Annotated in this window: 15 protein-coding genes and 1 pseudogene; 6 read left to right on the top strand and 10 right to left on the bottom strand. The window is 36.0% G+C overall.

Annotation, left to right across the window (positions count from 1 at the left end):
- Window positions 1-70: 70 nt before the first annotated feature.
- The 10 genes and pseudogenes from PSA_RS18375 to PSA_RS18330 all read right to left on the bottom strand — a co-directional run bounded on the left by PSA_RS18375 (window position 71) and on the right by PSA_RS18330 (window position 7595).
- A complete protein-coding gene (locus tag PSA_RS18375) occupies window positions 71-268 on the bottom strand; it encodes a hypothetical protein (protein WP_042146920.1) in 198 nt (65 codons plus the stop codon).
- 370 nt (window positions 269-638) lie between these two features.
- A protein-coding gene (locus PSA_RS18370) for an IS3 family transposase (RefSeq protein ID WP_127924149.1) occupies window positions 639-1741 on the bottom strand; the annotation gives its coding sequence in 2 pieces (ribosomal slippage) (window positions 639-1489 and window positions 1489-1741; 1104 coding nt in all).
- A 35-nt stretch (window positions 1742-1776) separates the two neighbouring features.
- Window positions 1777-2073: a hypothetical protein gene (locus tag PSA_RS18360; RefSeq protein WP_042146925.1), complete on the bottom strand. Its 297-nt coding sequence runs from the start codon at window positions 2071-2073 to the stop codon at window positions 1777-1779.
- Window positions 2054-2245: a hypothetical protein gene (locus PSA_RS18355; protein ID WP_042146928.1), complete on the bottom strand. Its 192-nt coding sequence runs from the start codon at window positions 2243-2245 to the stop codon at window positions 2054-2056. The genes PSA_RS18360 and PSA_RS18355 overlap by 20 nt, the downstream gene beginning before the upstream one ends.
- Window positions 2246-2430: 185 nt before the next feature.
- A pseudogene (locus PSA_RS27295) lies at window positions 2431-2604 on the bottom strand (diguanylate cyclase domain-containing protein); the annotation flags it as partial.
- Between the two features lie 12 nt (window positions 2605-2616).
- Window positions 2617-2949: a PAS domain-containing protein gene (locus PSA_RS18350; protein ID WP_042146930.1), complete on the bottom strand. Its 333-nt coding sequence runs from the start codon at window positions 2947-2949 to the stop codon at window positions 2617-2619.
- A gap of 239 nt (window positions 2950-3188) precedes the next feature.
- Window positions 3189-4532 carry an acetyl-CoA carboxylase biotin carboxylase subunit gene (accC, locus tag PSA_RS18345; protein WP_042146933.1) on the bottom strand — a complete coding sequence of 448 codons (1344 nt, stop codon included), beginning with the start codon at window positions 4530-4532 and terminating at the stop codon, window positions 3189-3191.
- A gap of 15 nt (window positions 4533-4547) precedes the next feature.
- Window positions 4548-5003, bottom strand: coding sequence for an acetyl-CoA carboxylase biotin carboxyl carrier protein (gene accB / locus PSA_RS18340; RefSeq protein WP_042146936.1), 456 nt, complete (start codon window positions 5001-5003; stop codon window positions 4548-4550).
- Window positions 5004-5027: 24 nt separating this feature from the next.
- A complete protein-coding gene (gene aroQ / locus PSA_RS18335; RefSeq protein WP_042146938.1) occupies window positions 5028-5480 on the bottom strand; it encodes a type II 3-dehydroquinate dehydratase in 453 nt (150 codons plus the stop codon).
- A gap of 315 nt (window positions 5481-5795) precedes the next feature.
- Entirely contained in the window at window positions 5796-7595 is a 1800-nt protein-coding gene (locus tag PSA_RS18330) for a protein-disulfide reductase DsbD (protein ID WP_042146941.1), read from the bottom strand.
- Between the two features lie 306 nt (window positions 7596-7901).
- Between PSA_RS18330 and PSA_RS18325 the strand changes: the two genes are divergently transcribed.
- The 6 genes from PSA_RS18325 to PSA_RS18295 all read left to right on the top strand — a co-directional run bounded on the left by PSA_RS18325 (window position 7902) and on the right by PSA_RS18295 (window position 15839).
- A complete protein-coding gene (locus PSA_RS18325; protein WP_042146945.1) occupies window positions 7902-8426 on the top strand; it encodes an FxsA family protein in 525 nt (174 codons plus the stop codon).
- 123 nt (window positions 8427-8549) lie between these two features.
- Entirely contained in the window at window positions 8550-8837 is a 288-nt protein-coding gene (locus tag PSA_RS18320; RefSeq protein ID WP_042146947.1) for a co-chaperone GroES, read from the top strand.
- A gap of 56 nt (window positions 8838-8893) precedes the next feature.
- Entirely contained in the window at window positions 8894-10549 is a 1656-nt protein-coding gene (gene groL, locus PSA_RS18315; protein ID WP_042146950.1) for a chaperonin GroEL, read from the top strand.
- 948 nt (window positions 10550-11497) lie between these two features.
- Window positions 11498-11773 (top strand): hypothetical protein, encoded by a 276-nt coding sequence (locus PSA_RS18305; protein WP_042146956.1) that lies wholly within the window; start codon window positions 11498-11500, stop codon window positions 11771-11773.
- Window positions 11770-13401 carry a PepSY domain-containing protein gene (locus tag PSA_RS18300; RefSeq protein WP_042146958.1) on the top strand — a complete coding sequence of 544 codons (1632 nt, stop codon included), beginning with the start codon at window positions 11770-11772 and terminating at the stop codon, window positions 13399-13401. The genes PSA_RS18305 and PSA_RS18300 overlap by 4 nt, the downstream gene beginning before the upstream one ends.
- Window positions 13402-13553: 152 nt before the next feature.
- The gene (locus PSA_RS18295; RefSeq protein ID WP_042146960.1) at window positions 13554-15839 is read left to right on the top strand and encodes a TonB-dependent receptor; all 2286 of its coding nucleotides are present in this window, start codon (window positions 13554-13556) and stop codon (window positions 15837-15839) included.
- Window positions 15840-15871: the final 32 nt, after the last annotated feature.

Here is a 15871-nt window from a genome sequence, read left to right as displayed (position 1 = left end):
AAAAAAGTAAACCAAAAATTTAATCCACTGTTAAAATTGAATTTAATGTTAATTATAAAGAAATATTTATTTATTTTAAGTTTGATTGGATTTCTTGTAATGTAATGATTCCTTCTGTTGCTTTAGTTTTCATTACTTCAACTGATGAAACTCTAAATTCTTTCTTTACTAACATTAAATCAAAAAAAGCTTCCATCTCTATAAATGAATCTAAACTTTTTTGAATTTCGCAAGAATAAACATCTTTAATCTTATTTCCACTTTGCATATAAACACCAATTAAATTTGTAACTAAAATGCTACCAACTTTCAGATGTGACTGACAATAAATCACAAAAATTCAATAATAAAGGTTGTTTTCTGATGTTCTGGTAGTAGCTTTTTATATTTAAACGAAATAAAAAACCCATAAAATAAATGTAAGCTACTGTATTTGTTATTTATTTTATTTTATGAAAACCTATATTATAAATTCAACTGTTAGCATATTTATTATGCTTTTTTTAAATTACATTAATTCAACAATATAGAAGGGATGTAAAATTGCAAATGTTATAAATAAAACACACATGATAATTAAAAAATTACTAGTTTATATTACTTCAACTAAGAAGAGGTTAGCGGTAATCCCCCCATTTTTAATAGAGTTCAAAAGTAGACGCTTTTCTCTGTGTTAGTTTACGTTTTTGAATTGAGGTTATACCACCAATTCCCATGTTAGGTCGTTCATGGTTATAAGTCCATAACCATTGTGTTGCTCTGTTTTGTAATTCTTCAATATCACGATAAATATAATGGCTGAGCCAGTCATATCTTACCGTCCGATTAAAACGTTCAATATAAGCATTTTGCTGTGGGTTACCTGGCTGAATGAAACATAGTTCAATATCGTGTTTTGTTGCCCAAGCAGCAAGCTTATGACTAATATATTCAGGTCCATTATCAGAGCGAATACGCTTAGGTTTACCACGCCATTCGATAATTCTATCAAGTGATTGGATCACACGCTCTGCGGGTAAGGATATATCAGCATCTATTGCTAACCCTTCTCGGTTAAAGTCATCAATCACATTAAATAAACGACAACTTCTTCCATCCGATAATTGGTCATGCATAAAATCCATCGACCAACATTCATTCATCGCTTCAGGCACAGCTAATGGCTCTGGAACTTCACGTTTCAGTCGTTTATTAGGCTTTATTCGCATATTCAGTTCGAGTTCACGATAGATACGATAAACGCGCTTATGATTCCAGTGATAGCCCTTTACGTTTCTTAAATATAAAAAGCATAAACCAAAACCCCAGTTACGCTGATTTTGAGTTAACCCTAACAGTAAATCTGCAATAAGCTCATTATCATCACTTAGCTTAGGCTGGTACCTGTAACAGGTTTCACTAATCGTGAACGTACGACATATCAGGCTTATACTGACCATCGCTTCTTTAGCCATCACTTTACGCTCAGAAGCTCTTACCACTTTTTTGCCATGGCCTCCTGAATTATTTCAGCTTTTAAACGCTCTTCGGCATACATCTTTTTTAAGCGCCGATTTTCATCTTCTAGCTCTTTCATTCTTGCCATAAGTGAGGCGTCCATACCGCCATATTTAGAGCGCCATTTATAGAATGAAGAATTACTCATGCCGTGTTCACGACATAGTTCGGGGATAGGTACGCCATTTTCGGCTTGCTTTAAAATGGCTAAAATTTGACTGTCACTAAAATGTGCTTTTTTCATGAATGATCTCCTGCGGTTAAGCATACGAGAAAATTCTACTTTTGACTTCGATTATTTTTCGGGGGGATTACCATATCTCTTTGTCTATCTTCAAAACGAATAACCTTAATGAAGTCTGAGGCAGAGTCTTTATTCAGTAAAAAACCTTTTAAATCATCGGTATTTACGTCGTTATTACTTAAAGCTTCATCTATATATGCTTTAGCATCTTTTAAATCGATAATTCCTGAAAGTAAGTCTGGATGCGCAGATACCTCGCGAGCACTACTATGACCCGGCTCATTAAATACTAGATAACTTTTAGTAGTAAAATTAGAAAAAATCAACAACATTTACAATTTTATTTTCTTGAGTTGCTTCGGCTGATAATTTCATTCTATTATCACTACAGCTATTACAAGTAATATAATCTATCTCAGCTTGCGCACTAAAAGCTGTTAAGAAATTTGCAGTTACAAGCATAGATATTGAAATTATTGATTTCACCTTTTTTATTTTTAACATTTTACTTTCCTTTTAAGTTAGGTTTAACTATTCCGTTACATTTAGATTATAGTCTAAAAACTAAGGATTAAATTGTATATGAACGATTATTATTTATGTTCATAAATCTTGGGCATTTTTAGAGCCTGCATCATCAAAAGCAATGCCAATACTTGCAGTCGCAACATATTCAATATTCTCTAATGTCATAGGTTGAATCTAAAATACCTCATGATTTTTAACAGTCTATCTCCCATCTCATGACCATAAGTATCATTTACTAATTTAAAATTATCTAAATCTATAAATATAAGCGCAATATGGTTTTGTTCTATCACTGTTTGTTGAATTGCATCTTGCAGCTTAGTTTGTAAAAGTTGTCTGTTAGGTAATTAAGTCAGAGGGTCGTGAGTTGAAGACCAAAGCATATTTTCTTGTATTTTGGTTTTTTCAGTGAAGTCATTTATGGTGACACATAAAAGCCATCGCTCATTGATTTTTGTTTTGTTTAAATATAAAAGCGCAGGAAAAGGGATGTCATTTTTTTGATAACATATGACCTCTTTCGTATCATTAGATTGCAATAAATTATTTTCAGCTAACAAGTGAGTTAAATCATAGTTGTTTGGTTGATCTTGGCTATTTGTTATTAGTTTGGCAAATTTTTTACCTTTAAGTTCTTGTGAATTAAAGTTGAAAAGTGTTTGTGTTTTTTTGTTAGCCAAAGGATTTGTCTGTCATCATTTAAAATTACCAATGACTCTTTTACCATATCGAGTGCATGGCTAAATTCATCAGCTGATAACGCATAGTGCATAGCGACACTCTTCCTTAAATATTCAGTATCAAATTTCTTTGTCTAAGTGTAGTACATGAAAGCAGGTTTGTTGATCTCGTTGGTTTTAAAATTAAATGTACAAAAAAGCCAGCAAATGCTGGCTTTATAATTAATTCGGCTAATAACTTATTGTAGACCTAATTTCTTTTCTAAATAGTGGATGTTTGCACCACCATTTTGAAAGTTTTCATCGGCTAAGATTTCTTTATGTAATGGGATATTAGTTTTAATACCTTCAATTACTAATTCATCTAAAGCGATTCGTGCACGCGCAATCGCGATATCACGGTTTTCACCATAAGTAATTAACTTACCTACCATAGAGTCATAATATGGTGGTACGCTGTAATCAGCATAAATATGGCTATCCCAACGTACACCTAAACCACCGGCAGGGTGGAAACGTGTAATTTTACCCGGTGAAGGAATAAATGACACTGGATCTTCTGCATTAATACGACACTCAACAGCATGACCTTTAATCACGATATCATCTTGAGTGAGGCTTAGCGGTTGACCAGCAGCTATTTTTAGTTGCTCTTTGATTAAGTCAACACCAGTAACCATTTCAGTTACAGGATGCTCAACCTGAATACGTGTATTCATTTCAATGAAGTAGAATTCGCCATTTTCATATAGGAACTCAAAAGTACCTGCACCACGATAATTAATATCGATACATGCACGTGTACAACGCTCACCAATGAATTTGCGCATTTCTTCAGTAATACCTGGCGCAGGCGCTTCCTCAACAACTTTTTGATGACGACGTTGCATAGAACAATCACGTTCACCTAAGTGAATTGCATTACCTTGACCGTCAGCTAATACTTGCACTTCGATATGACGTGGGTTTTCAAGGAATTTTTCCATGTAAACCATTGGGTTACCAAAGAACTGTTGTGCTTCACTTTGCGTTAATGCAATAGAATCAATTAATTCTTCATCGTTACGTACAACACGCATACCACGACCACCACCACCACCGGCAGCTTTAATGATCACAGGATAACCAATGCGTTTTGCAATTTGCAGGTTACGTTCAGCATCTTCAGTCAATGGACCGTCTGAGCCTGGTACACATGGTACACCGGCTTTACGCATCGCTTTGATTGCTTCAACTTTATCACCCATGATGCGAATAGTATCGCCTTTAGGACCGATAAAGATAAAACCACTTTGCTCAACTTGGTCAGCAAAATCAGCATTTTCAGCTAAAAATCCGTAACCTGGGTGTATCGCAACAGCATCAGTAACTTCAGCAGCGGCAATAATGCGAGGGATATCTAAGTAACTTTCTAAAGCAGAAGGTTTACCGATACAAATCGTTTCATCGGCTAACAATACATGTTTTAGATCTCTGTCTGCAGTAGAATGCACGGCAACAGTTTTGATGCCAAGCTCTTTACAGGCACGCAATATACGAAGTGCAATTTCACCTCGGTTTGCGATAACAACTTTATCTAACATAGCGTTTGCCTTAGATTATTCGATGATAAATAGTGGTTGATCAAATTCGATTGGATCTTCGTTATTAACTAAAATCTCTTTGATCACGCCAGCTTTATCAGCTTCGATTTGATTCATCATTTTCATAGCTTCTAAAATACATAAAGTATCACCAACATTTACTGTAGAACCAACTTCTACATATGAAGGCGCTTCAGGAGAAGCTGAACGATAGAAAGTACCAACCATTGGAGATTTAATAACGTGACCAGAAATTGCTGCTGGAGCGCTTTCTGCTGCTGGTGCAGCAACTGCAGGAGCAGCTGCTACTGGAGCCGGAGCTGCAATTGGTGCTGCCATTGCTTGAGTCATAACAGGCGATGGGCTGTAACGGTTAATACGTACTGATTCTTCACCTTCAGTGATTTCTAATTCAGAAATACCAGACTCTTCAACTAGCTCAATTAATTTTTTTATCTTACGAATATCCATGGATAAACCCGTCTCTATTTTATATTAATGTGTGTTTTGCAATTGGTTCGCCGCGGCTGTTAAAGCCATGGAATAACCCATTGCACCAAATCCTACGAGTACGCCTTGTGCAACATCAGAAAAATACGAGTGATGTCTAAAAGCTTCTCTTTTGTGAACGTTTGATAAATGCACTTCATAAAAAGGTATATCAACACTTAGTAATGCATCTCTTAAAGCGACACTGGTATGTGTAAATGCGGCGGGGTTAATAATAATAAAATCAACCTTGCCCCAAGCTGAATGTATACGCTCTATTAATGCTTGCTCACCATTACTTTGGAAGTGCTCCAGCTCAATATTAAGCTTAAGCGCTTGTTGCGTTAATGATGCGGTAATATCGTCAAGGGTTTGTGAACCGTACGTTTCAGGCTCTCTTTTACCTAACATATTTAAATTTGGTCCATTTAGGACTAAAAGTTTAAATTTAGCAGTCATTTTCTGCGAAATTTCCTTAAATGTTGTGAGTGTCGTTGTTTTTTATGATTTGAGTCATAACTTAATAGGTTCTGACTTAAATCGCAACTTTTTATCACGTTCAGCAACGATTATAGTTATTTCAAAGAAAATAGCAGCAAAATACTGGTCTAATCAGTAAAAAGTCAGGTGTGAAGCTTAATGCCGATAATACAGCTGGGGAGATTTAGTTTATCTTTAAAAAGGTGGCATTAAATCTTTAGCATAAAGATAGAGAGGTTTGTTAAAAACAGAGCTAAAATTTTATAATTTAATTTTAGCTCTTTAAACTATTTGCTATTTTAGTTTGTCTAAATGCGCTGAAAAATTATCTGCATCCATAAAGCCGGTTACTCGTTCAGATGAGAGTTCTTTTCCGTTTTTATCAAAAAACAAAATACTTGGTAAACCAAACACATTAAAGTGTTTCATAAATGCCATATTAGTATCATTAGCATCGGTTAAATCTACTTGAAAGAGTTCATAGCCTGAGAATGCTTTAAGTACCTTATGATCAGCAAAGGTATAATGCTCAAATTCTTTACAAGCAACACACCAGTCTGCATATAAATCTACCATAACTAATTTATCGTTTTGATTAGCAAGCTTAATCGCTTCATTAAGTTCTGCTAAATCAGCAATTTTTTTGAATTCTCCATTACTTTGTTCACTAGTGATGGTTTGTGTTTGCTGGCTTGGCGCAGTATCCGTTGTTAAATAAAGTTTCTGTAATAGGCTTAGCGCTGAAAATAATATAATAAAAGCACTTAACCATAATATTGTTTTACCCTTAGCTTGTGTTGTTTGCGTATGCCAATAATATAAATATGTCGCAGTTGCTATCATAAGTATTGCGCCTAAAGTTAAAATAATATCAAAACTTAAAATACGCTCTAACAATATTAAAGGTACAACTAACATGATAAAACCAAATAAGGTTTTAACTTGATCCATCCAACTACCAGACTTAGGCAATAGCTTACCGCCTGAAGTGCCTAATAATAATAAAGGTAAACCCATGCCCATACTCAATACATATAGCGTTATACCACCTACAAAATAATCACCATTTTGAGCGACATATAATAAAACACCTGAAAGTGGTGCAGTTGTACAAGGCGAAGCGATTAAGCCCGATAATACTCCCATTAAAAATACACCAATATAATTACCACTTTTTTGCTGATTACTCATTTGCGTCAAACGTGACATCCAGCTACTTGGTAGTCTTATTTCAAATAAACCAAACATAGATAGCGCTAAAACAACAAACAATAAACTAAAGCTGATTAATACATAAGGGTGTTGTAAATAGGATTGTACTTGACCGCCTAAGGTTGCAACGACCAAGCCTAATAAGGCATATGTGATTGCCATGCCTTGTACATAAACAAAAGATAAAGCAAAAGCACGTTTGGTAGATAATGAGCCTGATTGTCCTGCAATTAGGCTAGATAAAATTGGAAACATTGGGAATACACAAGGTGTAAATGCCAAACCTAAACCTAAGAAGAAAAATACAATGAGGTTTTTAGTGAATCCTTGTTGCGATAATTTATCGGTAAGCGACAATTCATCGTTATTACTTTGTGAAGTCGTAGTCACGTCATTAGAAGGCGTTGTTACTATTTTATTAGCAGCAGTGAGTGTACTTAATGGAATTGAGATAGTTTCTGGCGGGTAACACAAACCGGCTTCAGCACAGCCTTGATAGCGAATTTTGACAATCGCGTTTTCTTTAATATCTGAGATAGGAATAACAAGATTTAATACATTAAAGTAAACCTGAGTTTTACCAAAAAACTCATCTTCTATCCATTGGCCATCAGGTAATTTAGGCTGTTCAAGGTTGGCCTCTTTAGCAATAAACTGTAGTTTTTTTTGATAAATATAATACTCAGGCGCGATTTCCCAAGTAATAAAAAGCTTTTCGCCTTGTTGATCAAAGTCCAGCTTAAATGCTTCAGAGACAGGTAGAAAAGTTTGCTGTGGTGGAGCCATTAAATCATCTAGTATATTGTTAGCATAGCTAGTGTTAGGGGTTAATAAACTGACAAATAAAAGCAAATATAAAAATATTGAAGATATAAAACGCATTGAACTGTTACCTCATCAAGTCTAGTAAATAGCTAAGACTTATACTTTAAATAGCCTAAACCATAGGCCGCTGTCATCTTTTATATTTTTAAATAAATTAAGTGGATTTGACTCATTTAAAGAGTTTAAAAAATCAAACTTAATACAAACTTAAACCATACAAACAATGACTTAATTTTTAATGTTGTATTTATACCTTAGTTTGCTGAGTAAATCAGCAAAATAAGCATAAACTTGGGTTGAAAAAAGACCGCTTAACCCTCATTTATATTTCGTTATATGTAATTTATTTTCTCTGAGGTTAGTATGTTTAAGGCATTATTATTCGTTTTTATTATTATTCCGATAATAGAAATTGCATTATTAATTCAAGTAAGTGAGGTAATTGGGGGTTGGAGTACAATCGCCTTAGTCATCATCACTGCATTTATAGGTGCTAAATTAGTTAAGCAGCAAGGCACTGATGCATTAAAAAATGTGCAAACTCAAATGGCGCAAGGTCAAATGCCAGCGCAAGATTTATTTTCTGGCTTATGCGTTATTATTGCAGGTGTATTATTAGTAACACCTGGCATAGTCACTGATATTTTTGGTTTTTTATTATTAACGCCATTCATACGTAATAAAATGGCCGCAGGCATTTTAAAGCAAGTTGCGGCTAAAGGCGCATCATCTGGTGCGCATGGTTTTCACTTCTCTTCAGGTGGTTTTAATCAAAGTCCGTTCAATCAAGAACAGAATCAAGAAAATAGCCAAGGGCAAACTTATGAAAATCAACCTCAAGTACCAAAACCAAAAGTGCTAGAAGGTCAATTTCAGCGAAAAGAGTAGTTTTTATCTAATTTTTAAGCTTTTTTGCTTGGGATAAATAAAATCATCCCCATAAATATAATCAAATATTATTGTTGCATAACTAAGCGCAATATTAAGAATCAACATTATTAGGAATAAAAAATGAACTTACGTCCATTAAGTGATCGCGTTATCGTAAAACGCTTAGAAGAAGAAACAAAATCAGCTGGCGGCATTGTATTAATGGGTTCAGCAGCAGAAAAGTCTACTCGTGGCGAAATCGTTGCAGTAGGTAATGGTCGCATTTTAGATAATGGCGAACTTAAAACATTAGAAGTTAAAGTTGGCGAAACAGTTCTTTTCGGTCAATACATCGAAAAAACTGAAAAAATTGAAGATCAAGAGTACTTGATCATGCGCGAAGATAACATTGTTGCAATCGTAGAATAAATTTACACAAAATTTATTGATTCTCAGAACAGATAAAAATTTTATAGGAATTCAAAATGTCAGCTAAAGACGTAATTTTTTCAGGTGATGCTCGTGCAAAAATGCTTGCGGGTGTAAACATTCTAGCAAATGCAGTTAAAGTAACTTTAGGTCCAAAAGGACGTAACGTTGTATTAGATAAATCTTTTGGTGCACCAGTTATCACTAAAGATGGTGTATCAGTTGCTAAAGAAATTGAACTTGCAGATAAGTTTGAAAACATGGGCGCACAAATGGTTAAAGAAGTTGCTTCTAAAGCCAATGATGCTGCTGGTGACGGAACAACAACTGCAACAGTATTAGCGCAAGCAATCGTAAATGAAGGTTTAAAATCAGTTGCTGCTGGTATGAACCCAATGGATCTTAAGCGTGGTATCGATAAAGCAGTAGCAGCAGCTGTTATTGAATTAAAAGAAATTTCACAGCCATGTTCAGATACGAAAGCAATTGCACAAGTAGGTACTATTTCTGCAAATTCAGATACTGAAATTGGCGATATTATTGCAAACGCAATGGAAAAAGTAGGCAATGCTTCTGGTGTTATCACTGTTGAAGACGGTCAAACTTTAGAAAATGAATTAGATGTTGTTGAAGGTATGCAGTTTGATCGTGGTTACTTATCACCATACTTCATTAACAATGCTGAGAAAGGTGTAGTTGAACTTGATAGCCCATTTATTTTATTAGTAGATAAAAAAGTATCGAGTATTCGTGAGCTTTTACCAACACTTGAAGGTGTTGCAAAAGCAAGCAAGCCATTACTAATTATTGCTGAAGATCTTGAAGGCGAAGCATTAGCAACATTGGTTGTTAACAACATGCGTGGCATCGTTAAAGTAGCTGCTGTTAAAGCACCTGGTTTTGGTGACCGTCGTAAAGCTATGTTACAAGACATCGCAATCTTAACTGGCGGTACAGTAATTTCTGAAGAGATTGGTCTAGAGCTTGAAAAAGCACAAATGGAAGACCTAGGTACAGCTAAGCGTGTTGTTATCTCTAAAGATGATACAACTATCATTGATGGTGCTGGCGAGCAAGATGGCATTTCAGGTCGTGTTTCACAAATCAAAGCACAAATTGAAGAAGCAACTTCTGACTACGATAAAGAAAAATTACAAGAGCGCATGGCAAAACTTGCCGGTGGTGTAGCTGTAATTAAAGTTGGTGCTGCAACTGAAATTGAAATGAAAGAGAAAAAAGACCGTGTTGAAGATGCATTACATGCAACTCGCGCAGCGGTTGAAGAAGGTGTTGTTGCCGGTGGTGGTGTTGCATTAGTACGTGCAGCAAGCAAATTAGTAGACCTTAAAGGTGATAACGAAGATCAAAACCACGGTATTAAAGTTGCACTACGTGCAATGGAAGAACCACTTCGTCAAATCGTATCAAACGCAGGTGATGAAGCATCAGTTGTTGTAAATAACGTTAAAACTGGCGAAGGTAGCTATGGTTACAACGCAGCTTCTGGCGAATACAACGATATGATCGAAATGGGCATCCTAGATCCAACTAAAGTAACACGTTCTGCAATACAGTACGCAGCGTCAATTGCTGGTCTTATGATCACAACTGAAGCTATGATTGCTGATGTACCACAAGAAGCAGCTGCACCAGCAGCTATGCCTGATATGGGCGGCATGGGTGGTATGGGCGGAATGGGCGGTATGATGTAAAAATTGAGTTTTTACTCTATATAATATAATCCAAACACTTTGAAATTAATAAGCCTGAACAGAAATGTTCAGGCTTTTTGTTACTTTTTAAATGTAAAACAACACTGTTTGTTGTAATTAAATCTATTACTTGCTAGGCGACTGTTTACTCAACATTTTCCATATACCTACTAAAACTTCACCAAATGAAATAATAATATAACTGATAAAAAAACATACTTACCTTAGATATACCAATGCCTAGATTACCTATAATTGTAAATGTATTTATTAATGTTAAGCCTATAAAAACAGAACTTTACAATTAAAGGAGTCTGCGTTTAACAACATAAGAAAAGCAACCTAACCGCATGCGCAAAGGTCCGAGTAAAATTGCATAAATATGAGAGAATTAAAATTGCGAATTTAGTTGCTACTTAGTCATAAAGACTCCTTTGATACGTGATTTTCTACTATGGGAGTTATAAGAGTTGGCTAAGATTAGATGCAAAGTGAAACCAGTTATTACTATCAGCTCATTTATCCATTATAAATGATAGTATTTTTTATTCGCATTTACGCTTTTATTTGCTTTTCAAATCATTTAACATTTGGCTATTCTCCAGTTTATAAAATATAGACCCATGACTTTTTTGGTTAATGTTGCAGCACTGTGCTTGTGTTGGTTAGGCAGTGTCAGCCCCTATGTTGCATCTGAACGACAAATGATTCTGTCGAAACCTATTGCTAAAAAGTTTGGCTGGTTATTATTCTGTGTCAGCATGATTGGTGCATTTACATTGTTACTGAAGCTGCATCACTGGTTATCAGCCACTTTGATACTAATCGTAATGATCATGTTGGTTTGGATTTTACTTGCCTTAACTATTCCATATTACCCCTATCAAAGAAAAACGCTCGTTTTCGGCACGGTTATAACTTTATTTACGGCGCTGATCGGAGGTTTTTATGTGGTCTGAATCCTTATGGTCTAAAACGCTGATTGGTTTTTTACTGGGGTTTTTGCTTAGTATGAGCCTGTTTATGAACATTGGTTTTATTGTTCCGCTACCTCGTGATGTCTTTTTATTTATCGCTGTTATCGGTGGATTTACCTTATGGAGTGCACTGATTAGTTGGTTTTATTGCGTGCATTCACTCAAAAAGCCGGCTTTGATTTGTCTGGTAGGTTTTTTAGTTACGGCGTTGATTAATGCGTGGTTTTATATTCAGGAGGGAGTATGAAGTCTGAAACATTAAAGAGCGCAATAAATGCCCATGGTTGGGTAGGTTTAGTCATTTCTCTACCATTATTTATTGTCTTTTGGGCTGGCGCTATTTCGTTTTTTCAACCTGAGTTAGATCAATGGGCTACATTGCCTTATTACAATATTGATACCGAAGCAAAACAAGATGGTAGTTCTGTTAACTACAATGACTTGGTTGAAGAGCAAATAAAAGTTCATGGCATTTTACCAGGTGAGCGAATTACTCTGCGCTTTCCTAATGACAAAATGCCTTATCTGAAGATGTACTTTCAAGTCCCCGTACAATCTGAAAAGCAGCCTGAAAAAGAAACTATAACAGCCCCGCCTGTTGATGCTAATAAAGTAAAAAAGAAATTTATTAGTCTGTTGATTGACCCATATAGTGGCTCAGTATTTACTGAGCATAGCCCATTTGATTTCGCTCATTTTTTGTATGAGTTGCATTACAGCCTGCAACTACCGCAGGGCTTGTACATCGTCGGTATCATTACCTTATTTTTCTTTGTGATTACGATTACTGGAGTGGTTATACAGCTTAAGAAAATTATCAAAAATTTCTTCCTATATCGTAAAGATCAAACAATACGCGCTCAAATGACTGATATGCATAACGTGGTCGGCGTAATAAGCCTGCCTTATGCGATCATGTATGCACTTTCAGGTGTGATATTAAACTTACTGATTTTGGTTCAAATACCCAGTGTATTAGTACTTTATAAAGGTGATTTAAATGGTGTTACGCAAGACGCTGGCTTTTATACCCATAACAGTGAAGCTAGTGGTGAATCAATAAAAATGCCTAATCTGAAAACCTTTGCTGCAAGACTTTCACAAGAACATCAAGCTGATATCACCCAACTTAATATCTACGCCTATGGCGACAAAAATGCAGTGTTGCAGTTTAGGGGATTATATAACTCAGGCTTTAATAAACAGTTTTCGCGCTTCTATGAAGTGTCGACAAATAACTTTCCACAAAATATGAATTTACCAGAAGATAATACCTTCGCCGTAGGCTTACAAATGTTGTACTCAATGCATTTTGCCAACTTTGCGGGAACAGATATGCGTTTGATTTACTTTGTTTTAGCAATCGCATTTTGCGGCATGATCATCGCAGGTAATGTCCTATGGGTGGTTAAGCGCCAAAAGAAAAATGAATACCCCAAAACGCTTGCCTTCACTCGTGGTGCAACACTAGGCGGATGTATTGGTGTAATAACCGCTACGGCTCTTTGCTTTTTCCTAGAAAGAAGCTTACCTGAAGCATTAAGCGAAAGAGAGCATGTCATTGAATATGTTTTTGGCCTTTCGCTCTTACTGATTACTATTGCAGGCTTCTTTGTTAATAAATTACGCCCTTTCATTGGCTATAACTTGATAGTTAGTGGTGCTTTGCTCGCTGTTACAGTCGCTTTTGAATGGTCAGTACTTGGTCAAGAAATGGTGTTAATGATAGAAAATGGCTATTGGATGATTGGTTGTGTCAGTGCGGGGTTTGCTTTTATTGCTTTACTGCTTTTGTCGGTAGGTATTAAAACACTGAGATATGTCAAACATGAAGAACTCACGACAATTGAAGAAATTGATGAGGCGCCTGCCTAAGGCGGATTTAAGCAACGATGACTAATCCTTTCTTTATATAAATAGCATTACCCAAATAAACAAATCCTTACCTTGATTTACCTATCGGCGAGTAACGATTATTTAACTGAATAATTAAATTTAACAAACATAAAACTTAAGAGAATATAACAATGAAAATTTTTGCTAAAAGTGGCTTGGCAATTGCTGTAAGCCTTGCATGTTTTTCTGCTTCGGCAGAACAAATGAGTACAGAAAAAAAAGAACAAAAAGGTATAGAGCGAATTGTCGTAACTGGGCAAAAAATAGCTAACACACTACAAGAAACTAAAGAAAGTGTGGTTGTTTTCACTGAAGCATCTCTAGAAGAGCGTAACTTGGCTGATTTGACCGATGTTTTCTTACAGACTCCGGGTGTTAGTGGCAACAAGTTTGGTTTTCGTATTCGAGGCGTCAGAAATAGCGATAGTGCTTCTCTGCCAAACCGTGGCGACTTAGCATCAACGGTGATTGATGGAGTAACGCTTTCAGGTTGGGTAAAAAGTGAAGCGGCGGGTCAGCTTTGGGATGTTAATCAAGTAGAAGTACTTCGTGGTCCTCAGTCAACTAATCTTGGTCGTAATGCCTTAGCTGGAGCTGTTGTGGTTAATACAGTAGATCCTACATTTGAAAATGAAGGAAAGGTTCGTTTAGGCTTTGGTGAATATGGTCGACAAGAAATTAAAGGTGTTGCTAACTTCAATTTAGTTGACGATGTTTCTGCTATTCGTTTTGCGGTAGAGCAAAATGAATCTGACGGTTATGTGACTAATATTACCCGTGATGAAGACGATTACGCTCACGCAAATAATAATGTATATCGTGTGAAGTGGTTATATCAACCGAGCGACAATTTTAAATCTGTATTCTCTTATCAACGTATTGAAAGTGAATATGGTCGGGCTGTTACCTATCTTGTTGATGGATATGATAAAGAAGATCGTGTCACGCCTGCAGACGCTGATTCCACTTTCAATACAGACGCAGATTTATTCTCACTCAATATTGACTATGATATTAATGATAATTGGTACTTGAAAAGTATTTCTGCCTATCAGAAAGGCGAGCGCGTGCGTTTTAACGACGCGGATAATACGGCAACGCCTGTAGAAAGCGGTGGCGGTTTGATTAATCGCCAGAGTGAAGACAATAACTGGTCGCAAGAGTTTCGCTTTAATTACGAAAGTGAGGGTATTCGAGGTAGTTCAGGTGTGTATTTTTCGGGTATTGAAGCCAAGCGTAGTCAAACAAATACGATTAATTATAATTTGCCCGTTTTATTTGATGAATTTATGCCAGGGTTAGGTGCAGTCCTAACAACAAATGCTGTATTGCCTATTGCCCTTTATGAGCCATTTTTCCCGACCATTAACTCAGGAAAAACTAATGTAGACACATCGACTTGGGCAATCTTTTCTGAATGGGAATTCGATTTAAATGAAAATTGGATAGTAAATGCAGGTCTTCGTTACGATAATGAAAAACAAGAATATTTAACTGCTTCAATCACTGATAGTACTTATGCTTTGCCACAAATGGGCGGGACATTTGGCGGTGTTGATTTAGGTGGCGTTACCATTGATCAAGTTATCTTTTTAATTAACTCTCAGTTAACTGGGTTAGTGACGGAAGTACCAGAAACAGCTAAAACAGAAGATTTTAGTAATTTACTTCCTCATGCTGGCATAACGTATAAATGGAATGATGATGTATCAACCAGCTTTTTTGTTAAGAAAAGTTATCGTTCTGGCGGCTCAGAGCTTACACTATTAAATGGTATCAATAACTTTGATGCAGAAGAACTGTGGAACTATGAAGCATCACTTCGCGCAGTTATTTTAGATGGTAAAGGCGTGTTTAATGCTAATGTTTACTATAGCAACTGGACGGATCAACAAGTTGCTATCACGGAGCCTGGTACGACTAATGACGCATTTACAATGACAGTTAATGCGGGTGAATCTAATTTATCAGGAGCTGAAGTTAGCTTTTCTTACGAAATAAGCAATAACTTTGATTTATATACCGGCTTGGCTATTTCACATACAGAGTATGATAACTTTGTATCTCCCGATGGCTCAGAAGATTATAGTGGCAATGATTTTAGCTTTGCACCTAAAGAAACAGGTGTTATTGGACTACGCTATGCAGATGATAATGGCTTTTTTGGCAATGTTAATGTTAGCTACACGGGTGATTCATACTCTAACGTAGATAATACTCGTGAATTGGATAGTTATACCTTGGTGAATTTCAATGGTGGGTATGAATTCGATAAAGTGAAATTAGAAGTTTATGTTCGAAACCTTACTGATGAGTTATACGCTACAAACAATAATATTACATCATCAGATGGTACGCCGGGTGTAATACTTGGTGCGCCAAGAGAGGCCGGAGCTAAAATTACATATTCATTCTAATGTAGTAATGGTGTGAATATTCTATAGTTGTT

This window comes from Pseudoalteromonas sp. '520P1 No. 423' (assembly GCF_001269985.1).
Taxonomy (GTDB): Bacteria; Pseudomonadota; Gammaproteobacteria; order Enterobacterales; family Alteromonadaceae; genus Pseudoalteromonas.
The sequence above is the reverse complement of the archived record's forward strand: the minus strand, read 5'-3'. Positions and strand labels throughout refer to the sequence as shown.